This is a genomic window from Desulfopila sp. IMCC35006, assembly GCF_005116645.1.
GTDB lineage: Bacteria > Desulfobacterota > Desulfobulbia > Desulfobulbales > Desulfocapsaceae > Desulforhopalus_A.
Window position 1 is genome coordinate 761,919 of record NZ_SWCM01000001.1, and the last position, 26,138, is coordinate 788,056.

Annotated in this window: 22 protein-coding genes; 11 read left to right on the plus strand and 11 right to left on the minus strand. The window is 53.0% G+C overall.

The genetic code is table 11. The features are described 5' to 3' along the window. Position 1 precedes the first annotated feature (1 nt). The gene (locus FCL47_RS03370) at positions 2-2,797 is read left to right on the plus strand and encodes a PEP/pyruvate-binding domain-containing protein (protein ID WP_136812026.1); all 2,796 of its coding nucleotides are present in this window, start codon (positions 2-4) and stop codon (positions 2,795-2,797) included. Between the two features lie 4 nt (positions 2,798-2,801). Here the strand turns inward: FCL47_RS03370 and FCL47_RS03375 are convergent, their stop codons facing one another. Beyond that, positions 2,802-3,506: a metallophosphoesterase family protein gene (locus FCL47_RS03375; protein ID WP_136812027.1), complete on the minus strand. Its 705-nt coding sequence runs from the start codon at positions 3,504-3,506 to the stop codon at positions 2,802-2,804. A gap of 209 nt (positions 3,507-3,715) precedes the next feature. On the opposite strand from FCL47_RS03375, the gene FCL47_RS24745 reads away from it, so the two are divergent. Further along, positions 3,716-5,014 carry a GNAT family N-acetyltransferase gene (locus FCL47_RS24745; protein WP_205747199.1) on the plus strand — a complete coding sequence of 433 codons (1,299 nt, stop codon included), beginning with the start codon at positions 3,716-3,718 and terminating at the stop codon, positions 5,012-5,014. Between the two features lie 113 nt (positions 5,015-5,127). Further along, entirely contained in the window at positions 5,128-5,487 is a 360-nt protein-coding gene (locus FCL47_RS03390) for a tRNA-binding protein (protein ID WP_136812028.1), read from the plus strand. A gap of 281 nt (positions 5,488-5,768) precedes the next feature. On the opposite strand, the gene FCL47_RS03395 is transcribed toward FCL47_RS03390, so the two are convergent. Further along, positions 5,769-6,212 carry a DUF2721 domain-containing protein gene (locus tag FCL47_RS03395; protein ID WP_136812029.1) on the minus strand — a complete coding sequence of 148 codons (444 nt, stop codon included), beginning with the start codon at positions 6,210-6,212 and terminating at the stop codon, positions 5,769-5,771. Between the two features lie 38 nt (positions 6,213-6,250). Between FCL47_RS03395 and FCL47_RS03400 the strand changes: the two genes are divergently transcribed. The 8 genes from FCL47_RS03400 to FCL47_RS03435 all read left to right on the plus strand — a co-directional run bounded on the left by FCL47_RS03400 (position 6,251) and on the right by FCL47_RS03435 (position 15,912). Beyond that, a complete protein-coding gene (locus FCL47_RS03400) occupies positions 6,251-6,409 on the plus strand; it encodes a transposase (RefSeq protein WP_136812030.1) in 159 nt (52 codons plus the stop codon). 496 nt (positions 6,410-6,905) lie between these two features. Further along, positions 6,906-9,197 carry a nitric-oxide reductase large subunit gene (locus tag FCL47_RS03405; RefSeq protein ID WP_136812031.1) on the plus strand — a complete coding sequence of 764 codons (2,292 nt, stop codon included), beginning with the start codon at positions 6,906-6,908 and terminating at the stop codon, positions 9,195-9,197. A 347-nt stretch (positions 9,198-9,544) separates the two neighbouring features. Beyond that, positions 9,545-10,606: an NADH:flavin oxidoreductase/NADH oxidase gene (locus tag FCL47_RS03410; RefSeq protein ID WP_136812032.1), complete on the plus strand. Its 1,062-nt coding sequence runs from the start codon at positions 9,545-9,547 to the stop codon at positions 10,604-10,606. A 108-nt stretch (positions 10,607-10,714) separates the two neighbouring features. Beyond that, positions 10,715-11,323: a TetR/AcrR family transcriptional regulator gene (locus FCL47_RS03415; RefSeq protein WP_136812033.1), complete on the plus strand. Its 609-nt coding sequence runs from the start codon at positions 10,715-10,717 to the stop codon at positions 11,321-11,323. Next, positions 11,320-12,471: an efflux RND transporter periplasmic adaptor subunit gene (locus FCL47_RS03420; protein ID WP_136812034.1), complete on the plus strand. Its 1,152-nt coding sequence runs from the start codon at positions 11,320-11,322 to the stop codon at positions 12,469-12,471. Before FCL47_RS03415 ends, FCL47_RS03420 begins: the two co-directional genes overlap by 4 nt. Beyond that, positions 12,468-13,673: an ABC transporter permease gene (locus FCL47_RS03425; protein ID WP_136812035.1), complete on the plus strand. Its 1,206-nt coding sequence runs from the start codon at positions 12,468-12,470 to the stop codon at positions 13,671-13,673. Before FCL47_RS03420 ends, FCL47_RS03425 begins: the two co-directional genes overlap by 4 nt. Position 13,674: 1 nt before the next feature. Further along, positions 13,675-14,385, plus strand: coding sequence for an ABC transporter ATP-binding protein (locus FCL47_RS03430; RefSeq protein ID WP_136812036.1), 711 nt, complete (start codon positions 13,675-13,677; stop codon positions 14,383-14,385). Between the two features lie 30 nt (positions 14,386-14,415). Beyond that, positions 14,416-15,912, plus strand: a complete 1,497-nt coding sequence (locus FCL47_RS03435; RefSeq protein WP_136812037.1) for an efflux transporter outer membrane subunit — start codon at positions 14,416-14,418, stop codon at positions 15,910-15,912. Positions 15,913-16,066: 154 nt separating this feature from the next. On the opposite strand, the gene FCL47_RS03440 is transcribed toward FCL47_RS03435, so the two are convergent. The 9 genes from FCL47_RS03440 to FCL47_RS03480 all read right to left on the minus strand — a co-directional run bounded on the left by FCL47_RS03440 (position 16,067) and on the right by FCL47_RS03480 (position 25,987). Next, entirely contained in the window at positions 16,067-17,080 is a 1,014-nt protein-coding gene (locus FCL47_RS03440) for an ABC transporter ATP-binding protein (protein ID WP_136812038.1), read from the minus strand. Further along, entirely contained in the window at positions 17,077-18,060 is a 984-nt protein-coding gene (locus tag FCL47_RS03445) for an ABC transporter ATP-binding protein (RefSeq protein WP_136812039.1), read from the minus strand. Before FCL47_RS03445 ends, FCL47_RS03440 begins: the two co-directional genes overlap by 4 nt. After that, positions 18,057-18,941, minus strand: a complete 885-nt coding sequence (locus tag FCL47_RS03450; RefSeq protein ID WP_136812040.1) for an ABC transporter permease — start codon at positions 18,939-18,941, stop codon at positions 18,057-18,059. Before FCL47_RS03450 ends, FCL47_RS03445 begins: the two co-directional genes overlap by 4 nt. 28 nt (positions 18,942-18,969) lie before the next feature. Next, complete coding sequence (locus FCL47_RS03455) at positions 18,970-19,896, minus strand: ABC transporter permease (RefSeq protein WP_136812041.1); 927 nt, start codon at positions 19,894-19,896, stop codon at positions 18,970-18,972. Between the two features lie 95 nt (positions 19,897-19,991). Next, entirely contained in the window at positions 19,992-21,563 is a 1,572-nt protein-coding gene (locus tag FCL47_RS03460; RefSeq protein WP_136812042.1) for an ABC transporter substrate-binding protein, read from the minus strand. Positions 21,564-21,626: 63 nt separating this feature from the next. Beyond that, positions 21,627-23,255 (minus strand): amidohydrolase family protein, encoded by a 1,629-nt coding sequence (locus FCL47_RS03465; protein WP_136812043.1) that lies wholly within the window; start codon positions 23,253-23,255, stop codon positions 21,627-21,629. Next, on the minus strand, positions 23,248-24,429 hold the full coding sequence (locus tag FCL47_RS03470) for a DUF1611 domain-containing protein (RefSeq protein WP_136812044.1): 1,182 nt from the start codon (positions 24,427-24,429) through the stop codon (positions 23,248-23,250). The genes FCL47_RS03465 and FCL47_RS03470 overlap by 8 nt, the downstream gene beginning before the upstream one ends. Next, positions 24,429-25,493 (minus strand): mandelate racemase/muconate lactonizing enzyme family protein, encoded by a 1,065-nt coding sequence (locus FCL47_RS03475; protein ID WP_136812045.1) that lies wholly within the window; start codon positions 25,491-25,493, stop codon positions 24,429-24,431. Before FCL47_RS03475 ends, FCL47_RS03470 begins: the two co-directional genes overlap by 1 nt. After that, positions 25,490-25,987, minus strand: a complete 498-nt coding sequence (locus tag FCL47_RS03480) for an Lrp/AsnC family transcriptional regulator (protein ID WP_136812046.1) — start codon at positions 25,985-25,987, stop codon at positions 25,490-25,492. Before FCL47_RS03480 ends, FCL47_RS03475 begins: the two co-directional genes overlap by 4 nt. Positions 25,988-26,138 lie beyond the last annotated feature (151 nt).

Genomic DNA, 26,138 nt, shown 5'->3' on the forward strand with positions numbered 1-26,138 from the left:
TATGACCATACTCCAGTCCTTGATGCAATATTTCACAGAGCGTAAGCGCCAGCGCGAAAAAAATGCCCTTGAAGACCTGAAAGCACGATATCACACCTTCCGGATTTACCTGGAAAACAACGGCCACGCACTTGAGCTGATTGTCAGTATAGATGGGCAGCTTATTCGGGGCGAAGAAAGACATATCCGGAGCTCAATCGAGGAACTGCTGGTGGTCACCGGCGAACTGGTTGACGGATTGAACCTCTTGTCGGCAGATAGCCATACCGGACTCTATGCCATACACGGCCGGATGGCAGCCGACGTTACAAAAATGGTGGAATGCCTGGCTGACTCTCCCGCGGGACAGACATATTGTGTACACCTTGACGATTTGGACCCGGATGCCTTTCCGCAGGCAGGCGCAAAAGCCGCTAACCTTGCCCGCCTGCGGAACATGGCTCTGCCTGTTCCCAACGGCTTTGTCTGCACGACCGAGGCCTGCAAGCGATTTCTCAATGTCGGCAAGCTGGCCGGCTCCATTCGTCAGCTGCTTCATGACGTCGAGCATAACGATAAAGATATATCTCTTGCCGCAGCAGAAATAAGAGAGATGATCCTGCACGCGCCTCTGCCCGAAGAACTTAACCGGGCCATGGAAGAAAGCTATCAGAGGCTCACCCGGACACAAAATCTGGCCGGCGGACAAACCGGCCCGCCGGCGGTGTCTGTGCGCAGCAGCGGCGTATCGGAAGACGGAACCGATCACTCGTTCGCCGGCCAGTTTACCTCCCTGCTCAATGTCATCGGCTGCGAGGCTCTCGTTGCCGCATATCGGGAGGTTATCGCCAGCGGTTTCAGTGCCCGGGCTATCTCTTACCGGCTGAATGTCGGTCTCTCTCCGGTGGATTTTGATCTGGCTGTTCTGTGCCAGGTGATGGTCCACCCGCACTGTGCCGGGGTTATGCTGACCCTTGACCCGTCACAGCCGGAGAGCGGCAGAATGCTGATCAGTGCGGTGCCGGGACTGGGAACCATGGCCGTTGACGGCTCAGCTCCGGTCGATCTGTATCATCCGAAGCGTACCTGGCAGACCGGAGACGCTGCTTCGTCGCCAAAGACTACACTGACAAATAGTGCAGGTCGCGTTGCCATGGACAAAGAGCTCGCCGCGCAACTCATGGACGGGGCCCAGATAGCCAATAAAACTGTGCGGGAAGTGGCTACGGCCGGCGGAGGAATCCGGCGGGAAGAGGTCCCGGCTGAGGAGGCGTCCCTGCCTCTGCTGCCCGCTGAAACTCTGGCCGAGCTAGTGCTTTTCGGGGAGACCATCGAGAGCCTGACCGGAGTGCCGCAAGATGTTGAATGGGCCTATTGCAAGGACAGCGGGAATACCGGCAAAAATGGCGAAGTGATGATCCTGCAGGCCCGCCCGCTGCATCTGTCGGCAAGCAAGGGACGACGGCTTCGCCTGCCTGCGGTGACGGCACCTCTGGTTTCCGGGACGTGCGCTTCCTCCGGGAAGACGGTTGGCCGGGTACGGCGTGTCCATTCGGCGGCAGAGCTGCTGCATTTTGGATTTGCGCGCGCCGGAGCAAGTCAGGCGGGACCATCCGTTCTGGTGCTCCCGCAGAGCATCGTCGAAGCAGCCCGTTTTGTCGGCAATTGTGTCGGCGTCATTATCGAGGTCGGCAATCCAACCGACCATCTGTCCTGTATTGCCAGAGAATACGGCATTCCAATGCTCACCGGTGCAGACAGCGCCCTGTCAATCCTGCAGGAGGCGCAGTGGATCATGCTCGATGCGGACCAGGGGGTAGTGGTCGAGGCACCGGAATCAGTGCAGACTGCCGCCGCCATGGCGCACAGACAGCGGCAACAGCAGGAAAAACAGACGCCGCCTGACAGAACACAGCATAAACCGGCAGAGCAGAATACCATATCACCGCAGCGACAGAAATTACGGGAGATGGTGGTACCGCTCAACCTGACCGACGCCTACGGACCGACATTTTCGCTGCAGGAATGCAAGTCGATACACGATATCGTCAGATATACCCACGAAATGGCCGTACTGGCAATGTTCAATGTCGGTGATCTGATCATGGAAGAGGCGGGCGGGCTGTTGCGTCCGCTGGAGATCGGCGTGCCCTTTGATTTCCTGGTCATCGATGTCGGCGGCGGCATTCGCCAGGATACCAGCAAATCCCTACGCAGGCGACTGGCTGTACATAAGCCGCTCGGCAAAGACGATATCCTGTCCATTCCACTGCAAGCCTTCTGTGAAGGACTCCTGACTCCCGGTCTCAGCTGGCATTCCGGGCCCGACCTTGACGCCCTCTCCGATATCTTCTCCAGAACTCTGCTCGATGCCCGGACAGCACGGCCGGCGGGCTCCTACAATTACGCCCTGGCCGCCCGCGACTACCTGAACCTCAATGCCAGGGTCGAATTCCACTTTGCCATGCTCGATGCAATCTGCGGCAGAGATTCCCACGCCAACTATATCCGCTTTCGCTTTAAAGGGGGTGGAGCGGGATTCCAGCGCGGACGCCGGCGGGCGATATTTCTTCGCCATGTCCTGGAAAAAAATGCCTTTTACACAACGGTGGCCGATGACCTGATCACCGCCTCACTGGTCGGTGCGTCAAAAGAGGTTGTCTATGAACGGCTGATCATGCTGGGCAGACTGATGGGCTTCAGCAGATTTCTCGATGGCGTAATGACCGACAGCAGCACCCCCCTGAAGCTGGCCGAGGCATTTCTCGCCGGACGCTATGATTCAAGAAATGTTCTGGAAGCTGAGGATGACAGCTAGAGAATCAAGCGTGATAAAAACGCAGCTCGGGGAGTGCCACGGCGGTCAGGACATTGCCGTACACCGCTCCGGTATCGATACAGATGCGATCGTGGAGGACCAGCGGAGTTTCAAAGGGCGAGTGTCCAAAGACGACAATATATCCCGCAAAGTTTTCGGCCATGGCACTGTGCCCCCGGCTCAATCGGCGACTGGACAGAAGGCCTGCCTCAGTCTGCTGTTCGGCGGGCGAGAAACTCTCTGCGGCTCTGCCCAGGCTGATCATCTCCTCGTTGATATCGGCATGGGTAAAAAGATAGTTGCCGGAAATATAAGAAAACTGCAGATTCTCTAAAAAATTCCGATGTTCAGGCGGGAAAAACGCCAGATCCCGCAACTGACGAACAGTTGCACCGTAACTTGCAACCGTTGACTCCACCCCCATCGTGCGCAGGATACGCAGGGTTTCCACATCCCCCGTCGCTGCATACTCCAGCAGCATCTGTTCATGGTTGCCTTTCAGAAAAACCGGGTGGGCGTAGCTTGCCTGCACCTGAAGCAGAGTATCCAGAACCTTGCGGGAATCCGGCCCCCGGTTGATATAATCGCCGACAAAAACGAGCGTATCGACCTCTTTGTCAAGAGGAAGGCGATCCAACAGACGGACAAGTTTACTGTGGCAGCCGTGGATATCCCCTACGGCAAATATTTTGGGTGGAGGCAACGACATTGTTCTCTCACTCCGTAATGCTGAGATGACTGGTGCGGTATTTTTTTCTTGCAGAAAACAATCTGTAAGACACTAATCCTAGTCTGGACCTTACGGCATAGCAATAGTATATTTGTATCGCCGTTTTGTACACGCCATTTCCTTCTTTTCTCCCCGCCCCATGCGTGGGCCAGATTACAGGCGGACCAATGCCCGATGGAACAAATCCTATGATTAGATCTGCCAAGAGCCATGAATCAGCAGTACTTACTGAAATTTCTTTCGCTGCCAAAAAACACTGGAACTATCCCAGGAAATATTTTGAAATATGGGAAAATGAGCTGACGATCACTGCTGATTACATCCTGAGCAACGACGTGTTTGTCTTTGAAAAAAAGAGTACTATCCTTGGATATTATTCAATTGTTGAACTTACAAATGATATTAAGCTATCAGCGATCACCATCGAGAAAGGATTCTGGCTGGAACATATGTTTATTGAACCGGAGCACATTGGCCACGGCATAGGCACAATGCTGTTCGATCACCTGCAACAGAGGTGCATCGCCAGGGGCATCGGCGAGGTGAAAATTTTAGCAGATCCAAACGCCAGAGGGTTTTATGAAAAAATGGGCTGCACATATCAGGCGGAATATCCGTCAACAATCAAAGACAGGACAACGCCTCTCCTGCATTTACAGGTGAATACCGCATGCAGAACTTTTCAGAAGAGCAAAGGAACAGCTATGAAGAACAGAACAACCCAAGCGATCGTCGATTTCGTTGCCGAATATCAAAAGAAAAAGGACATAACGACCAGGTGGGGCGTTCCGCTTGTCGGGTTCGCAGAAGCGACTGATCCACTTTTTGCCCAGCTAAAAACAGCGGTAAGTCCTACCCACGCGGTTCCACAAGATCTGTTGCAGCATGCCGGGACTGTCGTTTCTTTTTTCCTGCCTTTTCCGAAGTCTGTCACTGCCACGAATATCAAAGAGCGCCTGAGTTCTCCTGAATGGGCGGTCGGTTATATCGAAACCAATGAACTGATTAAACAGCTCAGTCTTCATCTGACAGAGGTATTTGCCGGTGCAGGTGAAGAAGTCGTCACCATTCCCGCGACGCACAACTGGATTGAAGACAAATTGATCAGCAACTGGTCTCACCGCCATGTGGCCTTTATCGCTGGACTCGGGCGATTTGGACTCAATAATATGCTGATTACCGACAGAGGATGCTGCGGCAGACTCGGAAGCTTGATCACCTCCGCGGTGATGGAACCGGATGCGCGACCAGAAGGAGAAAACTGCCTCTACAAATATGACGGCAGTTGCAAAAAATGCGTCCGCAAATGCGTCAACGAAGCGCTTTTCGTAGATTCCTTTGATCGGTTCAGGTGTTACGACCAATTACTTAAAAACGTCGAGGAACACAAATCCGTCGGGTATGCGGATGTATGCGGCAAGTGCCTTACCGTCGTGCCTTGTTCCCACATAAACCCAGTAAAAATGAAGCTCAGAGCACAAAAATGAACTGCTCAACGGCTTTCATTTTAATATCTGATTGCCCCTAATGTTCAGCTACTGAACCAGGGTGAGTTGGATGGGCAATCAGATATCAATATTCAAGAGATAAGGAAAGAAAAATGGCAAGTGAGATAAAACCTGTTGTTTCTTATGATAGCTCCTTTGCAATGCTCGATATCCGAGTTGGGAGAGTCATTGAGGTTGAACTGGAAACCAGAACGAATAAGCAGACATACCGAATGGTTGTGGATTTCGGCAGATATGGAAAGCGGATAAGTTACGGTCGTTTTACCTGCCACCCCGTCGAGGAAGTAAAGGACAGGCTGGTACTCGGTGTTTTAAATTTTGATCCAAGACCAATGGGGCCTGTCACCTCAGAGGTGTTGATTCTGGGTGTGCAATACCCGAAGGCGGAAAGCGGTGAGGCCACATTTGTTTCACCTGCAGTGAATGCTAAAATTGGCAGTAAGTTGTTCTAATGGGAACAACCTGCCCCATTTTTCCATGCGATAAGACCGCTGTCTCATAAGAACACCGCAGCTGAATGAACAACCGCCGGGTCAACTTTATAATCGACTCTTTTTTCAGCGGTTCTTTCAATGGATCAAGCAGAACCCGAAGGGAAAGACCTTCCTCGGCACCTCAGGAACCCACAACCTCCTGCACCTTTCGCAACCTCTGCTGTGGCGTGGACCATGGGACGGCGATGCTCTGAAAAACAGACCTCTCCGCGTAGGGGATGGTGCTGGGTGTTGTGCAATCAATCCCCGGGGTCGCCTCCCATTTCAAGTTTGAGGGCGGAGAGTGACACATTCACATCTGCAATGAAAAAAAGCAGGCTGACAATCAATGAGCCCATGCAGCAGATGAATAGACCAATGATCAGGGATGCGGCCTCCAGATTTGCCAGTTCAATTAAAAACAAGGAAATGACCAGGAAAGCAGCAAGAAGTATGCTTAGCGAGGCAAAGGCAATCGCCATCCGGAGCAATCTCGCCCTCCGCATCAAAATCATAAGTTGATCTTTAACGCTATGGGTGTTGCTGCTTGTAATGGTGTGTTTTAATTCGGCCAAACTTCTGGATCGATCGATGACACGGCCAAAGCGATTGGTGATTGACAACAGTACCAGACCAGCGCCTGATATCACGATAACCGGGCCAATCGCTAACTGAAGAGTTGTAATTATTTGGTCTAATTGCATGGTACATCCACTTTCAGGACAAAATATTAAAAAACGACATGCTGGCTCTCACTGATTGCAAGGTCCGGCAGGTCAGCGGGAATGTCAACTGTCAGTCGGTCGGCGATGCCGAGGCCTTGCTTACGTATCTCGCAGCTTATGTCTTCCGGGTAGCCTTTTCCGATAAACGCATTGTGACGTCGATGGACGGCAGATGACATCTTCCTACCGCAAATCCGGCAGCAATCGCAACAGAAAAAACCTTTCTGCCGTCATAACAGCCGCAACCGCTCTCCTTGTTCCGTCGCATTCCCGGCGAAACCAGCCGAAAGCCGACACACGCTCTCTTCGAACCGATCGGCCAAAATGAGTCGGATAAAATGACTTAAGTCAATTATCTTACGAAACAAATGGTGTTAACTATTGATGAAACGACGGCATCTCAGCAAACCAGTGGCGATAGGAAAAAACCTCGCTGCGAGGGTCGCCGTACATTTCCGAACGGAGCAGGTCTTTGCCAATTTCGAGACTGTGCTGAAACGTAGGCCATGAAGTGCACATAACAACACAATTTCTCACCAGAAATTGATATGATCGCCAGCGAAAAGCCAAAAATGTTGGGCCCTGCCACACGGGGAAGGCTACAGAAGCCGATTTCCGGAAAATTGGCAGGAAGATAAGCTGTTGTCGTCGATTGCTCAAGGAGGAATTCACATGACACAGACCCCTCAGAAAAGCACTTTATCTCACTGGTGGCGGCATGCGACGATCATCGTCATGATTTTCGGATTCGCCACCCTCAGTATGCTGACCGTACTCACCTATTCCAACGCGCCCCCCATTCCCCAGAAGGTGGTAGCTGAAAACGGCGAAGTCCTGTTTACCAAACAGAACATTGAAGCCGGCCAGGATGTATTTTTAAAATACGCCCTCATGGAGCACGGCAGTCTATGGGGACACGGCGCCTATCTGGGGCCGGATTACACCGCCGACTATCTGCACCGGGAAGCTTTGATAGTACAAGATGTTATAGCGAAAAATAAATTCGGCAATTCTTATAACAATATCACTGCGGAACAAAAGGCGTTCGTAGCACAGGAACTGCAAACGGAACTCAAGACAAACCGCTACGATGCTGCCAGCGGCCAGCTGACGTTCTTTCCCGGGGAGATAACCGCCTATCAGGAGCTCCTTGCTTACTGGAAGGATTTCTTCACCAAGCCGAACAGTGCGCCGGGGCTTCCGGCTGACTATATAAAAAATCCGGAAGAATTAAGAGATTTAACCGCCTACTTTGCCTGGGCGACCTGGGCGACCGTAACCAACCGCCCCAATAAGAACTACACCTACACCAATAACTGGCCGTACGAGCCGCTCGTCGGCAATCATCCTTCCAGCGAGGCCTATATCTGGAGTGCCCTCAGCCTTGTCACGCTGCTGGGCGGGCTCGGCCTGGTGTTGCTCTTCTTTGGCAAGTTTCATTTTCTGGGCTGGGAGGGTGAAAAGGACGATTTCAAACTGCTGCCGTCACCGCCTCGGTCGTGGACCCTCACCCCCAGTCAATGGGGGACGGGCAAGTACTTTCTTATCGTGGCTCTTTTATTTTTGCTGCAGACCCTGGTCGGCGGCGGTCTTGCCCATTACCGGGTGGAACCGTACGGCTTCTACGGTCTGCATTTTATCCTCAATTTGTTCCCCTATAATCTGCTGCGCACCTTTCATCTGCAACTGGTAATATTCTGGATCGCCACTGCGTGGGTTGCAGGCGGGCTGTTCCTCGCCCCATGGGTTGGCGGCCAGGAGCCCAAAGGGCAGAGACTCGGGGTCAATGTGCTCTTTGTCGGCCTCCTCGTAGTGGTACTCGGCAGCCTGGGGGGCGAGTTCCTGGGGATCAATGACAAACTGGGCCCGCTGTGGTTCTGGCTGGGCAGCCAAGGGTCCGAGTATCTTGATCTGGGGCGTTTCTGGCAACTTCTCCTTGCCGCGGCTCTGATCTTCTGGCTCTTTCTCATGTTCAGAGCTCTTCGCCCGGCCATTGCCAAGGAGGGCAAATCCGACCTTTCTGCGCTTTTTCTCTATGCCGCAGCGGCCATCCCTCTGTTCTACGTTCCCGCCCTTTTCTATGGGCCGCACAGTAACTTTGCCGTCATCGATAACTGGCGCTTCTGGATCATCCATCTCTGGGTCGAAGGGTTCTTTGAGCTTTTCGCCACGGTACTCGTCGCCATCATGTTCCGCTATATGGGTATCGTCAGTGCCCGCTCCGCGACCCGACTTGTCTACCTGGACGCCATTCTCTTTCTCATTGGCGGAATTGTCGGCACCGGGCACCATTGGTATTTCACCGGTCAGGGAGTATTAAACATGGGCCTTGCCTCGTGTTTCTCAGCTCTTGAAGTCGTGCCTCTCACCCTGCTCACGCTGGATGCGTCAGGATTCATAAAGCTTCGCAAACGAAATAAACTGGCCGACGGCACGGACATGGCCTCCAAACAGAAATGGGCCATTTACTTCTTCATCGCCGTAGGTGTCTGGAACTTCGTCGGGGCCGGCATTTTCGGCTTCCTGATCAATACCCCCATCGTATCTTATTTTGAGATGGGAACAACACTTACGGCAAATCATGGTCATGCGGCCATGTTCGGAGTATTCGGCATGCTGGCCCTCGGGGTGCTGGTCTTCTGCATGCGATCAATGCAAAGCGATGCAGCCTGGGCCAAAACCGAGAAATTCGTCAAGCTTGGCTATTGGGGACTGAACATCGGTCTTGCCTTGATGGTGGTGCTTGATCTTTTCCCTGCCGGTGTTCTCCAGCTCTGGGACGTCCTCACCAACGGCTACTGGCATGCCAGGAGTTTCTCTTTCATCATGACCGGCACGTTCCATACCGTCGAATGGATTCGAATTGTGGGCGATCTCGTTTTTCTTCTCGGCGGGGTCTTCCCCATAGTACTGGCCGGGGTATTATCATTTCTAAAGCGTGACCTCAGACCCGCCAGGGCGTAGTTTCTCGCGGGAGAGAACCGTCTGTCCCGCTCAACGAGACGGACGGTTCTTACCACATGGTTTAACGGACGGAAGCGCAAGTCACCCCTCCGGTCCATACCTCGATGGGCCAAACTAAATATTCCCAAATACTGCCGGTCGGTCTTGCTAAACTCTTGCTAAGATACATAGTTGCCAGATTACAACCTGGTTCTTTTGCTACCTTGGAAGGAAATCACCCCCTAATGGCCCGGAGCCTCTCATCAGAGAGACGTCACTCTGGCCATGCGCTTTTCTGGTAGAAAATGACTGGGCTCATCTTTTTCTTCACGTCCGCCGACAAAATTAATATCAAACGGAGGGAGCTCATGCGTAAGCTTTTTTCATCTCTTGAACTGCGATCCATTACTTTTCGCAATCGAATATTCGTCTCGCCCATGTGCCAATATTCCAGTCAGGATGGACTGGCTAATTCCTGGCACCTTGTCCACCTTGGCAGTCGCGCCGTCGGTGGCGCCGGTCTGGTCATGGTTGAAGCGACCGCGGTCAGCCCTGAGGGCCGGATCAGCCCGTACGACAGCGGCATATGGAGTGAAGCCCATGTTGAAGCCTTAGCCCCGATTGCCCGTTTCATAACCGAGCAGGGGGCGGTGCCGGGAATTCAGCTCGCTCATGCCGGCCGGAAAGCATCCTGCCAGGTTCCATGGCTGGGTGGCGCTCCCCTGGACGCGGAAAATGGGGGTTGGCAAACGCTCGCGCCAAGCGCCCTGCCCTTCGACACAGACCACTCGCTTCCGTCCGCCTTGACAACAGAGCAGATGGACAAGATTGAGGCAGATTTTCGTGCGGCGACGCGCAGGGCGTATGCTGCCGGTTTCAAGGTGGTGGAACTGCACATGGCACACGGTTACCTCCTCCATGAATTTCTGTCTCCACTGGTAAATCAGCGCAAGGACGAGTATGGCGGCAGTCTGGAGAACAGGCTTCGGTTCCCCCTGAGAGTGACCCAGACCGTAAGGGAGGAATGGCCGGAGGAATTTCCGATATTTGTTCGGATTACCTCAACAGACTGGGTTCCCGGGGGTTGGGATATGGAACAGTCAATAATTCTGGCCACAAGACTCAAAGAATGCGGGGTCGATCTTATCGATTGTTCATCGGGATTTGCCGTACCCGGAGAGCCCATCCCTTTTGGTGCGGGTTACCAGGTCCCTTTTGCGGCCAGGATACGTGCCGAGACCGAAATTGCCACCGGAGCAGTGGGATTTATTACAGACCCGGCTCAGGCCGAGCAAATAGTGGCCAATGGCCAGGCCGATGTCGTATTCCTCGCGCGGCAAATGCTTCGCGATCCTTACTGGCCGCTTCATGCAGCGCATGCGTTAAACGTTGATATATCCTGGCCTAATCAGTACTTACGAGCAAAATAATCGCCACTGGCCACAAATGAAAGTTTTTTGAAAAACGGTCCATTGACAAAAGCGAGAAGTGCCGTACTATAAAGATAGTAATTGATTACTATCTTTATAGGAGACAACATGCACAGCGCTGTAAAGTATCTTCCGGCCGAGGAACGCCGGGCGATGATTGTCGAGGCCGTTCTTGCATTAGCTGCGGAACAGAACCCGAATGGCATCACCACAGCTGCAATGGCCAAGCGGATGGGACTGACCCAGGGTGCCCTGTTTCGCCACTTTCCCAACAAGGCGGCAATCCTGCAGGCGGTCATGGACTGGGTAACCGAACGTCTGCTGGCAAAGCTGGATGAAGCTATACAGGAAGCGGCATCCCCACTCGCCGCGCTACGCGCCATGTTTATGACGCACATGGATTTTGTGGCCAAGCATCCTGGCGTTCCCCGGCTGCTGTTTGGCGAATTGCAATCAGCTGACCTGACCCCCTCCAAGGAAGTGGTGCAGACTTTCATCAGAGGCTACCGCGAACGACTGCATCGGCTGATCGAAAAAGGCAAAGCAGACAAAGACTTTGCCCCCAACCTCGACACGGAGGCGGCCGCCATTTTGTTCATCGGCACGATTCAGGGATTGGTTATGCAATCGCTTCTGGCCGGAGATGTTGACCGTATCCTGCATGATGCGCCGCGGGTGTTTGCTCTCTACCATCGCGGCATACGGAGGGCACAATGAAAAAATTACCACTCCAAAAGAGAACCCTCGTTATGCTGGCAGTACTTTTGCCCCTGCTTGCCCTCTTTATCTACGTGGCCCTGCGTTCCGGACCACTGGCCCCCGTGCCTGTCACAGTTGCCAGGGTGGAGAATCGATCCATCTCCCCTGCGCTCTTTGGAATCGGTACCGTCGAGGCCAGATACACCTATAAGATTGGCCCCACCTTTGCGGGCCGGCTGCAAAGCCTGAATATACAGGTGGGAGACCGGGTCAGGGCCGGGCAGGTGCTTGGCGGGATGGACCCGATAGACCTTGACAAGCGAATCCTCGCCCAGACCGCCGCTTTGCAGCGGGCCGAAGCGCAGGTAAGCGAAGCGCAGGCAAGTAAGGTCTATGCCCAAACCCAGGCGCGGCGCTATCAGAACTTACTGACGGCGCGGGTCACAAGTGAAGAGATCCTCGTTACGAAAAGGCATGAACAACAGATAGCCGAGGCGAACCTGCGTGCCGCCGGTAAGGATTTCGCCCGCATCCGCGCCGACGGGGAAGCATTGCAAGAACAACGCAAAAGCCTCCTTCTGGTCGCCCCGGCCGATGGCCTGGTCACCGCACGCAATGCCGATCCCGGCACGACGATTGTTGCCGGCCAGGCGGTGGTCGAGCTGATTGATGCAAAAAGCCTGTGGGTCAACGTGCGTTTTGACCAGCTTCATGCCCATGGACTCACCGCCGATTTGCCGGCCAAAATCGTCCTGCGTTCCCAGCAAGTCAATACCCAGGCGGGTAAGGTCTTGCGGGTGGAGCCGGTGGCCGATGCAGTGACCGAGGAAACGCTTGCCAAGGTGGTATTCGACCACCTCCCTGAACCGCTGCCTGCCGTCGGCGAACTCGCCGAGGTAACCCTCGCCCTGCCGCCACTGTCGGCAGGACCGGTCATTCCTAACGCTTCGATACTCCGAATCCATGGCCAGTTAGGTGTCTGGCAGATCATCGATGGCAGTATCCGCTTTACCCCGGTGACCCTGGGTGCCCGCGATTTAGATGGCCATGTGCAGATACGTGACGGTCTCAAGGTCGACGACCAGATAGTGGTCTACAGTGCCAGAATCCTGAATCCACGGAGCCGTATTCAGGTGGTCGATCATCTGCAGGGAGTAAAGCTATGATCAGTCTGGCTGGCCGCGACATTATGCACTCTCTGGGCAAGTTTATCTTTACCGGAATGGGGCTTGGGCTGTTGATCGGGGTGACCTTGTCCATGGCCGGAATATACCGTGGCCTGGTGGATGACGGCAAGGCATTGCTCGATAACAGTGGCGCCGACCTCTGGGTGGTGCAGCAGGACACCCTCGGACCTTATGCCGAATCCTCAAATATTTACGATAATGCCTGGCGAGGTATCCGCAGCATGCCGGGGGTCGCGAGAGCGGCCAGTGTCACCTATTTCACCATGCAGGTGCACAAGGAAGATCAGGACGTCAGGGCAATGGTCACCGGCATCGCAACAGGCGACCCCGGCACCCCCGGCTGGCCGCCCTATCTCGTCGCCGGCCGGCAGATCACCCGCGATCATTATGAGGCCGTGGCCGACATCGCCACCGGATTCAAGCTCAACGACCGCATCCGAATTCGCCGCAACCTGTACACCGTGGTCGGCTTGACCCGGCGCATGGTCTCTTCCGGCGGCGATCCGATGGTGTTTATTCCGCTCAAGGACGCCCAGCAGGAGCAGTTTCTAAAAGACAACGACGCCATCCGGCAGCAACGCCGCCGCACCGCGGAAAACCCCGCTTTCAACCAACCGCAGATGCCGGGACTGCTCGATGCGATCATCGCTTCGCAAAGCACCAACCAATATGTCAATGCCGTTCTGGTGCAGGTTGAAGCAGGTCAGGATGCGGATAAAGTGGCCGACACTATCCGTCGCTGGAAGCGCTTGACCGTGTTTACCCGCGCACAGATGGAGAAGATTCTGATCGGCAAGCTGATCGCCACCTCGGCAAAACAGATCGGAATGTTCCTGGTGATCCTGTCGATTGTCAGTGCAGCAATTGTTGCTTTTATCATCTACACCCTGACGCTGGGAAAAATCCGGGAGATCGCGGTTCTGAAGCTGATCGGAACCAAAAATCGCACCATAGTCGGTTTGATTATGCAGCAGTCCATTGCTCTCGGGGTAATCGGTTTTGTAGTGGGCAAGATCACGGCGACCCTGGTCATGGCGCCAATTTTCCCCAAATATGTGCTGCTTGAGCCGCTGGACTCGGTTATCGGGTTCGGCGTGGTGGTAATGATCTGCATGATATCGAGCATTATCGCCATCCGCGCCGCCATGAAGGTCGATCCGGCCGAAGCCATTGGAGGCTGACATGACAGGCAAAGGTATTCGTATCGAAGGATTAAAGAAACGCTATGGCAGTGGAGATACCGCCGTCGATGCCCTGACGAACGTGAATATGCAGGTATCCCCGGGTGAGGTGGTCGGCCTGATCGGCCCTTCCGGGTCCGGCAAGACGACCTTGCTCAAATGCCTCGGAGCGGTGATCGAGCCGACCGCCGGGCGGATGATTCTTGGCGATGAGATAATTTATGAGGACGGCTGGAAGGTAAACGATCTCCGGGCACTCCGTCGCGACAGAATCGGCTTTATATTTCAGGCGCCCTACCTCATCCCCTTTCTCGACGTGACCGACAACGTCGCCCTGCTGCCGATGCTCGCCGGCAAGCCCAACGCCGAGGCGCGCAGTCGCGCAATCGAGCTGTTCAAGGCACTCGACGTGGAGCATCGCGCGCGCGCGATGCCCTCCCAGCTCTCCGGCGGAGAGCAGCAGCGGGTGGCTATTGCCAGGGGCCTGGTCAATCATCCGCCGGTGATCCTCGCCGATGAGCCGACAGCCCCTCTCGACAGCGAACGCGCTCTGGCAGTAATTCGGATACTGAACAACATGGCCCGCAAGTTCGAAACCGCGATTATCGTTGTCACACACGATGAAAAGATTATCCCGACCTTCAAGCGAATCTATAACATCCGCGATGGAGTGACGTACGAGGAAGCCGGCGAAGGACGGGCCTTTACCTGAAAATATATCGACTACACTGAAGAAACGCCGATGAAATTCCACCACACGCAGACCCTCATTGTCTCAGTTGCTCTTTCCGCCCTGCTGGCTGGGTGCACTGTTGGCCCCGATTTCAAGCGTCCTGCCGCACCCGATGTGCCGAGCTACACGGCTACTCCCCATCCCGCCGACACTGCCGATTCTCCGACAGACTTTGGCAAATCACAGCATTTTGTAACAGAACGCAGAATCAACCCCCAATGGTGGCACGAACTTGGCTCGCCCAAGCTTGATGCCCTGATCGACCAGGCGCTGCAGGCCAGTCCGACCCTGGCTGCGGCCCGGGCCAATCTGCGTCAGGCGCAGGAAGTGTATGGTGCACGGGCCGGAGCAACCCAGTATCCCCGGATCGATGGCAATATCGGCAGCGGGCGTCAGCGATTCAGTCCGAGCTCCTCAGGCCTGAATGGAGACGCCAGAGAATTCAGCCTGTACAACGCCAGCGTCGGCGTGCATTACACGTTCGATATAGCAGGCGGTACCCAGCGCGCCCTTGAGGCCCTCGCCGCCAGGATCGACTATCAACGCTATCAGCTGGAAGGGGCGCGGCTCACCGTGGCGGCAAATATCGTCACCACCGCCGTCACCCGGGCAAGGCTGGCAGCCCAGATTGAGGCCACTGAGGCTATCCTCAATTCCCAGGAAAAACAGCTGGATCTGACCCGGGAGCGGGTTCGCCTGGGCCAGGCCAACCCAGACGACGTGCTGGCCCTGCAGACCCAGGTGGAACAGACGCGGGCCGGCATTCCACTGCTGCGCAGTCAGCTCCAGAAAAATGAGCATCTGCTGGCCGTCCTCGCCGGTCGGCCACCAGGAGCGGCAGGGTTGCCCGTCATCTCCCTGCAGGAGTTCACGCTTCCCGTTAATCTGCCGCTTATCGTACCCTCGGAGCTGGTGCGGACGCGCCCGGACATCCAGGCAGCCGAAGCCATGCTGCACTCGGCCAATGCAGAATACGGCGTGGCCATCGCCAGGCTCTATCCACAACTCAACCTCAGCGCAGACCTCGGCACCCAGGCCTTGACGACCGGCGCTCTATTCGGGAGTGATTCCGCCGTCTGGAGCCTGGTCGGCCAACTGACTCAACCCTTGTTCAATCCGGGATTACCGGCAGAAAAACGCGCGGCCCTGGCCGCATTCGATGCGGCGGCGGCAAATTACCGATATGTGGTACTTGAATCTCTGCGGAATGTGGCGGATGTCCTGCGGGCGCTGGACAACGACGCCCAGAGGCTGTTCTCTCTGTCTGCCGCCACTGCGGCAGCAGAGGGTTCTCTGGCTGCCATGCAGCATCGGTATGGACTGGGCGCAGCCAGTTATGTGCAACTCGTCATAGCCGAGCAGCAGTTGCAGCAAACGAGAACCGGCCTGATCGAAGCCCAGGCGCAGCGCATGGTTGACAGCGCAGCTTTTTATCAGGCCATGGGGGGCGGAAGATTATCTAACGATAACAAGGTTACCGGGTTATATCAGGACGTCGCACCTTAGAGTGCCCACCTGAAAGCATCAGAAAAAGCTATCACGAAGGTGATGAAAAGGAAAACGACAAAAAAGTCCATGCCAGATTATGGAAAACGGCACCAGAGATTTTGCCAGCAGGGAGTTTTGTACCACCTGCACCACGATCCGGACAGGCGTATCGTTATTTAGCGTCTACCGGAAGACACGAGGGGTCCTCCATTGCATGGATTAACGGAAAGTGGCAGGCCACGAACCTGCCCGGCATGGTTTGCCGAAGCGCGGGCGATTCTTTTCGGCAGATATTTTGAGCATATTCGCAACGAGTCTCAAAGACGCATCCCTCCGGGAGGTTAAAAGGACTTGGCACATCACCCTCAATCCTGGGTGCCTTGGGTTCTGCCAGAGGATCTGCCACGAATACACTTTCCTTCAATACCTTGGTGTATGGATGCATTGGCTTCTGCCGGGAGAGATCGGCGGGTGTGATTTCGACAATTCTGCCCAGGTACATGACAATGATCCGCTGGCAGAAATAATCCACCAGCGCAAGATCATGGGAAATAAAAAGGTAGGTAATGCCAAACTGATCACCCAACTGCTGGAGCAGGAGAATAATCTGCGCCTGGACCGACACGTCCAGTGCTGCAGTTGGTTCGTCAAGTATGATAAATTCGGGGAGCATGGCCAGGGCCCGTGCGATGACGGCTCGCTGCTTCTGTCCTCCCGATAACTGGTGGGGGTAAGAACGGCAATGCTCCGGTTTAAGGCCAACCATGCCAAGAAGTTCCAGGATCCGTTCATTTATCTTCGGCCTGGAGAGCTTCTCTTTTTGAATCGTAAACACCTCCTCCAGGCTTCGGTATATGGAAATACGGGGGTCCAGGGAGGAATGGGGATCCTGAAACACCATCTGCATTTTCCGTCTCAGTTCACGGAGCTCGGTTTTACTGATACGGTTAACATCCTGACCATCATAGAGAACGTGCCCGGAGGTGGGTCTGATCAGATTCAGAATCAGCCTGGCAAGTGTGGATTTTCCGCATCCGGACTCGCCAACAACCCCCAAAGATTCTCCTTTATAAATATCAAACGAGATATCGTTGACTGCTTTGACCGCACCGATCCGCCGTTGCATCAACCCGCCGGTTACTGGAAAGAATTTGGACAGATGCCGGACCTCAACTAACGAATTCATAGCTCTTCTCTCCAGTTGGGGCCGAACTGGTGGCATTGAACCTCTATGCCGTTTCCTGCCTGCAAGGTTTGTGGGGCTTCTGTCATACAAATCGGTTTCATGTCAGGACAGCGGAGATGGTACCGGCATCCGCCTGGAAAAGTACTTACGCTGGGAACATTGCCTTGAATAGCCTTAAGCGATCTCTCCGGCATGCCGAATTTCGGGATGCACTTGAGCAAGGCCCGGGTATACGGATGCATAGGGTTGGCAAATACCTCTTGCACCCGCCCTTTTTCCACCACATGTCCCGCATACATGACAACAACTGTATCACAAAGGTTTGAAATCACACCCAGATCGTGGGTAATCATGATCAGGCCAATATTTCTCTGCGCCACCGTTTTTCTGAACAGCTCAACGATCTGCGCCTGAACAGTAACATCCAGGGCTGTCGTGGGTTCGTCAGCAATCAACAGATGAGGGTCGGCACATAAACCCATAGCGATGACAATTCGCTGCTTCAGCCCCCCTGAGAGCTGATGCGGGTATTGAAAAAACACCTTTTCCGAGTTGGGAATTCCTAATGAGGTCATTACATTAACAGCTCTTTTTACCGCATCATCCCTGGCAATAACAACATGCTGTCTCAACCCCTCCACGATCTGATCCCCCACTTTATACACCGGATCGAGCGAGGTCATGGGGTTCTGAGATATCAGAGAAATATGATTTCCCCTTATCTTTTGATACTGATCTTCAGATATGGCAAGCAGGTCCTGATCCCTAAAACAGATCCGGCCAGAGGAAACCCTGCCGTTAAGAAAAGGCAGCAGCCCCATGATCGCCTGGGCCGTTACGGATTTCCCAGACCCCGTCTCGCCCACCAGCCCAAGAATCTCACCGGCATCTATCTTAAAACTGATCCCACTGAGCGGTTCTACAATCCCATCCCGAGTTTTGAATTCCACGGATACATTATCAACCACCAGGAGGCTCATTTGAGGGTATCCTCCCGGATATCCATGATATCCACCAGCACGTCCCCGAACAGATTGAATCCAAAAACAGTGATCATCATGGCGAGGCCCGGGAAGATAATAACCCACGGTGAGATAAACAGATACGCGGTGCCGTTGCTCATCATGGCACCCCAGCTGGGAAGGGGCGGCTGCGCTCCCATTCCCAGAAATCCAAGGGTTGCCTCCAGCACGATAGCCTGGCCGATCCCGATAGTCGCAGCGACAATCACCGGTGCGATGGCATTGGGGAAAAGGTGTTTGAACAAAATCGTAAAATCGGTGGCACCTAACGAACGGGTTGCCTCCACATAAATCTCATTTTTGAGCATCAGGATCTGCCCCCTGATCAACCGGGCATATTGGGCCCAGTAGGTCAGGGCAATGGCGATGATGACACACTCAACCCCGGCGCCCACCACTGCAACAAGAAGAAGGGCCACGAGAATCTCCGGCAGAGACCAGGTCAAGTCTGTAACAGTAGAAAGGACTCTATCCAGCCATCCCTCGTAGTATCCGGCAAGAGCACCCAGCAGGGAACCGATCAAGACGGACAACCCGACAGAAACAACGCCGACATACACTGAAATCCTTGAGCCTAAAATAATGCGGCTGAACACATCCCTGCCGAACTCATCCGTACCCATTATATGATCCATTGAAGGCGGGATGTTCATGAGGCTCAGGTCCTGGGCCTTATAGGAATAGGGCGCGATGTAATCCGCAAACAGCGCAGTAATGATAAGTCCGGCAATAATAATGAGGCCCAATACCCCGGCCCTGTTATTTTTTAATTTTTTCAAACGCCTGATCCACCGATTGGCGGGAGGTATTATCTGGTTCTGGTTCGTCGTGTTTTCCATGATTCATTGCAAAAATTGACCACTCGTTTCAATGGGTTTGATCCCTTACCCTGGGATCTGCAAAAGCATACAGCATGTCGGCCAGGAAGGTCCCCAGTATGATCCCCATGGCCAGAAGAAGCATAGCGCCCTGAATGACCGGATAATCCCTCCTGAACAGGGCGGAGATTAACAATTGTCCGAGCCCTGGTCGGGAAAAAACGATTTCCACGGTTACTGCCCCGCCCAACACCCAGCCAATACGCAAGCCGAGGATTGTGATGACCGGTATCAATGCGTTCCTTAACACATGTTTCAACAGGATGGCTTTTTTCCCAAGCCCCTTGGCATGGAGCATGACAATAAAATCCTTGCTGGCTACCTCCAGCATGGCCACCCTTGTAACCCTTGCGATGAGACCCGCACCGCCCAGGGCGACGGTGACTGCGGGAAGAATCAGCGAGGACAGCGTGCCTGAACCTGAAACCGGAAGCCAGTTCAGCCACACCGCAAAAATCAGGATAAAAATCAGCCCCAGCCAAAAGGCGGGGATAGTGACCCCAAATAATGCGATCATCATGGCCAGGTGATCAAAGATGGTGTTTTTGGCTGCCGCGGAAATAATACCCATGGACACCCCTTGCACAAAGGAAAGGGCAATGGCCGTGAGTCCCAGGGAAAGGCTGTAGGGCAGATGATGCAAAAGCAATTCCGTCACCGGCCGCTTCTCTATAATAGAGCTCCCCAGATCACCATGAAGCATGTTGTTCAGCCATTTGAGATATTGTACAGGGAGCGGTTTATCCAGGTTATATTTCTTCACCATTTCCTGTTCATAGGCCTTGGTCATCCCCGGCCCCATGAGATTGTCCAGGGGATTTCCCGGAACGATGTGAATCAGGGAGAAAATGATAACCGACAACACGAAGAATATCGGGATCATTAACAGTAAACGGCGTAAAAAAAATTGCCACATGGGTCTTCCGCTCCGGATCAATTGTGATTTTCTATCCTCTCTGCTCTCTTTGCCAAGGTGTTGCGAGAGTTCAGAGAGGAGCAGAAAAAATCAAACTATTTCAAATCCCAGTCCAGTATCTCAATTTTCATGAACTTCCTGGCTCGACTGTTTTTTGGCAAAACCACCCGACTGCCAACAGCAAAAACCTTGGCCGGGAGATAGAACGGAGCCCAGACATACTTATTGAGGACATACGTATGGTACTCCTTGAAATTCGCTTCCCGTTCTTCCTGTGACCGGGACCGGGTCATCGCTTTTTGCATCAGGTAATCTGACTCATTGTCATGCCACATGGCCGCGTTGGGGTAGCCCATCCGTTTTGAGTTCAGAAACCACTCCAGAATATCGGCATTCTCCCAGTTATAAGAACGGATTGCCAGCTGATGCTCGCCTTTTTTATAATAGGCCCGGATGGAGCTCGGATCCATCAACGTTATTTTCGCCTCAACGCCGACTTTTGCCAGCTGGGCCTGGATCACCTCAGCAGCACGCCGGTATGAGGATTCGTTTTTAGCCACCATTTTCAAGGTCAGCTTGTTGCCATCTTTGTCCTGCCGTATTCCATCCTTCCCCATCGTCCATCCGGCTTTGTCAAGTGCGGCCTTGGCCCCTTCAAGATCAAAATGGATTTCATCTTTCGGGTCTATCTTGCTTTCCGCAAGAGAATCGATCAAATAGGTAAAGGCAGGTTTTCCGGCATTGGCAAACACGTTTTTCGTGATACTTTCCTGATCCACAGCCAGGGCAATTCCCTTTCTGACCAGCTCATTATCTAACGGCGGGGACTGGGTGTTCATGACCATATGATACAGTTCATCGCCAGGCATTCTGATGATCCGAAGGGATTTGTCCTCTTCAATCTTGCTGATGAACATGGTAGGTACGGCATAAACGACATCGATCTTGCCCGTCTTGAGTTCCAGAAACCTTGTCGATTCTTCCTTGGTATCCTTGTAGACAATTTTATCAATACGAGCAGGCCCTTTATTGTCGACGATGGAGGGCCCCCAGGTATAGTCAGCATTTTTCACCAGTACCAGTTCATTTCCCGGAGACCAGGATTCAAACTTATATGGCCCGGATCCCACGACATGTTTAATACCGAACTCCTCACCATATTTTTTATAGGCGACCATGCTGGGAATACACATGAAATCCTGCGCCATATTAAAAAACATATTGGGTTCAGGATTTTTCAGGTGCAGAGTGATCGTATACGGTCCGGTGATTTCGACATTATCAATGGCGCCTACCATATAAGCAGACGGCCCGGTCTTCATCTCTTCCAGAAACCATTTGGCCACCTCTGAATTAAAAGGAGAGCCGTCATGAAATTTGACCCCCTGTTTTAAAACCATTTTCCAGGTAAGGCCATCGTCACTGATGGTCCAGGATTCAGCCAGAGCCGGATAAAATTTCCCATCAGCACCCCATTCCATGAATTTATCATAGATCAGGGTCATGGCATCGTGATTCAGTTCAACCTTGATAGGGTTAAACGTTGTAACCCCCAGCTCATTGGGGTTGCCTGCAATGTTCAAGACTTTTTCCGCCCTGGCCTGTACTGATGTCATAGCAACCAGAATTGCCAGCATCAGCAAAAAACTGCCCAAACGCTTTTTCATCTTCTCCTCCTTGATATTCCTTGCCAGATTATTAAAAACTGTGCCCTCCTGAATCCTACCCGGTCAGGCATCCCTCAAAAGCTTTTTACCAGGAAGATTTCCGGTGTGGTTGCCATTGAAGATAACCGCCTTTCCATTGACAAACACATAGGGAATCCCCTCGGCATATCGGTGTGAATCCTCAAAGGTGGCGACATCCCTAACCGTCTCCGGGTCAAACAGGACAAGATCCGCCGCCAGACCCTCCCTTATCAGGCCTCGGTCTGTTAAGCCGAGTTTTTCTGCAGGCATGCCGGTCATTTTATGCACAGCCTGCTCCAGGGAGATGATTTTTTTCTCACGGACATAGTTTCCCAGCACCCTGGCAAATGTTCCGTAATATCTCGGGTGGACCGGAGACCCACTCGCCGGGCCGCTGGGGGTTACGGAGCGTCCGTCAGAACCAATCATTCCATAAGGATCCTGCATGATCGTCACCACATCCTGTTCAGACATGGCGAACACGATCATTGCCAGGGCACCATTCTCTTCACAGAAAACCTGACAAACAGCCTCAAGAGGATCAAGCCCCCTGGCTTTGGCCATCGCCGCAACAGTAAGACCGTTCAGAGGCAGATTCCCCTGTCGGGTATATCCCATGATCTGGATACGATCCCACCCCAGATCCTCCATGGGGTTGTCCCAGTCAACCGGAGGCGTCACCATATCAGCCATTACTTTTTCCCGGGTCCGACTATTGTTGAGAATCTCGATCATCTTCGAGGACCCGCCCTCTTTGGCCCAGACCGGAAAAATTTCCAACAGGCCGGTGTGGTATGCGGTATAGGGATATTGATCGAAATTGACCAGGAGCCCATCTCGTCTGGCCTGATGAATTTTTTCAAGCAGCAGCGTCCCCTTTCCCCACATGGCCGGGGTTTCACATTTCAGGTGGGAGATCTGCAGAGAAACCCCGGATTCCCGGGCAACCGCCAGCGCCTCATCGACGGCTTCGAAAAGGAATTTTCCCTCACTTCGCATATGGGTTGCATAAATACCGTTAAAATCTTTAACAACCCTGGCCAGTTCCGCCAGTTCACCGGTTTGCGCAAAGGCACCCGGATGGTAGATTAGTCCGGATGACAAACCAAAAGCCCCTTTTTCAAGCTCTATCGTCAACAGGCGCTTCATCTCTTCCATCTGGTCATGATTCGGCGCGCTGTTGTCGTATCCCATAACATTGGCGCGCAGAGTTGAATGTCCGACCAGGGGCACCAGATTCACTGCCGTGCCTTTGGCGGCCAGTCGGGCATAAAAACCATCCAGGGTTTTCCAGTTCCAGTCTTCCGGCGATAAACGTCGCTTATACAGCACACCCAGATCCGACATATATTCCATGAATGGTTCGCTGCCAGAGTCGAGGATCGGGCCGGGAGAACCTCCGCAGTTACCGGTGACTTCAGTTGTTATGCCCTGCCTGACCCGGCTCCCGGCAGTAGGTTCCAGAAGGAGGGAAAAATCGGAATGGGTGTGCATGTCAATGAAACCTGGACTGACGACCAGTCCGCTACCATCAATGGTTTCCAGGTACGGCAGATCAATTGCCGCAGCCACATGGGTGATTACTCCAGCCGAAACAGCTATATCGGCGGCAAAAGACGGTGCCCCGCTTCCATCGATCACCCGGGCGTTTTTAATGAGCAGGTCAGTCATCGCATGCCTCTTTTTGTTTGATCATTGCCCTTGATGTGGTATCAGGCAAACGGCCATGATCCAGGATAAATTTCTGCAGTACAGGCATAATTTTATCAATGGGCTCCTCAATGGGACAGATAACAGGAATACCAATTCTTTTCTCGAGAGTCCGACGGTAGGACAAAAGCTCCTCCCTGCTGCCGCCTGTGCCGTTAAGGGTCACGGCAATCACCGATGTCCCGTACATTTCAATGAGTTTTATTTCACTATCGATGTCCGGCAGATAACAACCCAATGCATCCGTTGCATCGTAAAATTCCCTGAACGGCGTGTGCTGAAGAACGACGCCCTTGATATTTCCCGAAACAATGATTTCCGCCCCACAGGGTCCCTGGGGATTTCTCATCCCGGACTGCCCTTCCACAACGATCAGATCCGGGCGGGCTTCCTGCTCGCACCTGATGATGGCAGCCTCCAGCTCTCCACTCACAAAATCATTCACCGTGGTGTCCAGGATAAATCCATAACGATTGCCCTGGAGCCAGCCGGTCTGACCGGTATAAATCATTTCGGCATGTATCTCCGCTTTGCGGCAGGCCTCGACAATCATGCGGGCCGTGGTTCGTTTGCCAAGAGCGCAATCGGTCCCAAGTACGGCCAGACGCGGGATTTTCATCGAAAATATTTTCCCTGACCAGAACTGAAGCTGGTTAAAGGGTTTGGGCCGGCGAATATCAATAATGGTGACGTTGTTGTGTCGGGCCGCCTCTTTAAAAACCGGAATATCATCCAGCAGCATATGCATCCCATTGACGATCGAAACCCCCCGATTGATGATACGCAACACCAGGGCCTGCCATTGTTCATCCAGCCTCCCTCCGCACAGGGCAACGCCAATGATGGCGTAATCGGGTTTTTGGCCCGCGGCGGCGATATACGCATCAATGTCTGCATACACCGGAATAGTGCGCCGAATCCCGTCCAGAACTTCCCCAGCATCCTGTCCGGCATTATTGTGATCTATGATACCTTTAATATCAAACCGTTCGGTTCCGCGGATCAGACCGTGGGCTGTCTTCGCGTCAACATGGGCCAGACTGCCATTGGTCAGAACCACAGCCGATCCAAGGATCAATGATCTGCTATTTTCCTGGCCCGGCTCAATTTTTGAATTTGTATCGTTAACAGTCATCAATTTCTTTTTACTCCTAATCCAGGTTCGTCTATCGTTCTGAGCCATCCATTTTCCAGGATGAATCCGCCGTTTACAATGTCACGTGCCAGGTCCAGGCTGCCATCAAGGTCCAGGTATTTCGTGGCCCTTGAGGCCAGAGCAGCATGGAGCGCCCCTGCGATGCTGACGATGCTTTCATCCATACATCCCCACATCAGGTCAATACCGGCATGGGCTGCCATGGCGGCAATCTCCAGTCCGGGAGCGATTCCACCACATTTCATCAGCTTAATGTTAAAAATACCAAAAGGCCGCGGCTGATTGAGAAGATCGATTGCCGTGCCAGGGTGCAGCAGGCTTTCATCCGCCGCCGAAAGCCTGCGGACAGCATCCGGCAGAGATCTCATCCCCTCGTGATCCATGGCCTTGAACGGCTGTTCTATGAATTCCACCAGACCCGAGGTCTTTTCAAAAAACTTCTGGTATTCTTCAATGCTGTACCCCTGGTTGGCATCGACTCGCATTTTAATGTCTGACGAGAAGGTTTCATGGAGTCGGAGGATCCGTTCAATATCCTGTTCCACATCGAGTCCGGTTTTAATTTTCAGAATGGAAAATCCTCTTGCCAGGTATTCACGGGCTTCTGCCAGGGTTTCCTGAACAGGCATAATGCCAATGGTAATTGAGGTCGGCAGGGTTTCATGGGCTCGACCAAGAAGCTCAACCAGGGGCAAACCCATACTCTTGGCAACAAGGTCATGCAGTGCTATATCTACAGCCGCCATGGCTGCCGGTGTTTTTGCCAGAGCTTTAGACAACTCCCGGTGCATTGATCGACAATATCTGACATCTCTGCCCCAAAGAAGCGGCTCCAGCTTGCCGACCAGGGCTTTCTCACCTGCCAAAATAGTTTCGCCGGTGACATCTTCATCGGGTGAGCCTGCTCCAATCCCCGTGATGCCAGTATCAGTTTCAAGCAACACAAAAAGATTTACAACGGAACTTATGGTTTCATAGGCAATGGTATAGGGACGGGTAAGTTCTAAATCTTCTTTCCATACCGTAATATTTTTAATTTTCATGCTTTCCCCATCTCCGACAGCCAGCCTTTGATATTGGGCGGAAGGAGTGTCGATTTTCTTCGCGCATTGGTCACCATGAAGGATTCAGAATGACTGATACCTTCAATCTTACTCATTTCCTCTTCGAAAAATTTGAACATCCACTCAATCCCTTCGGTTACGATAACCTCGACAAAGATATCGTAGCGGCCCGTCACAGCAACGGCCCAGTGAACATTATCAAATTCCATAAGCTGATCAATCACCTGTCCCATTTTGCCATTTTCGTGCACATTGATGGCAATAATGGCAACCATCATATTCTTTACCTTAAAAGTATCGACCAACCCCGCCACTTTCAGAATCCCTCTCTTGATGAGAGAATTGAGCCTGGAGTGAATAGTTGGGGCCGACACGTTAAGCTTTGTGGCTATGTCTTTTGCAGGCATACGGCCGTCAGCTGAGAGCAATTTGATTAATTGCCTGTCGATGTTATCAATCTCTTTAGGGTCCATGCGATTTCCAGTAAATTTTATTATATTAAGTATTAATACTAAAAAAATAATTTAAATTAATTTTTATGTCAATATGATTTAACAAAGTAAACCAACAACAATAAAATACCTCAGGCCAGAGGACACGGAAGACGATACCGGAACACTTCAG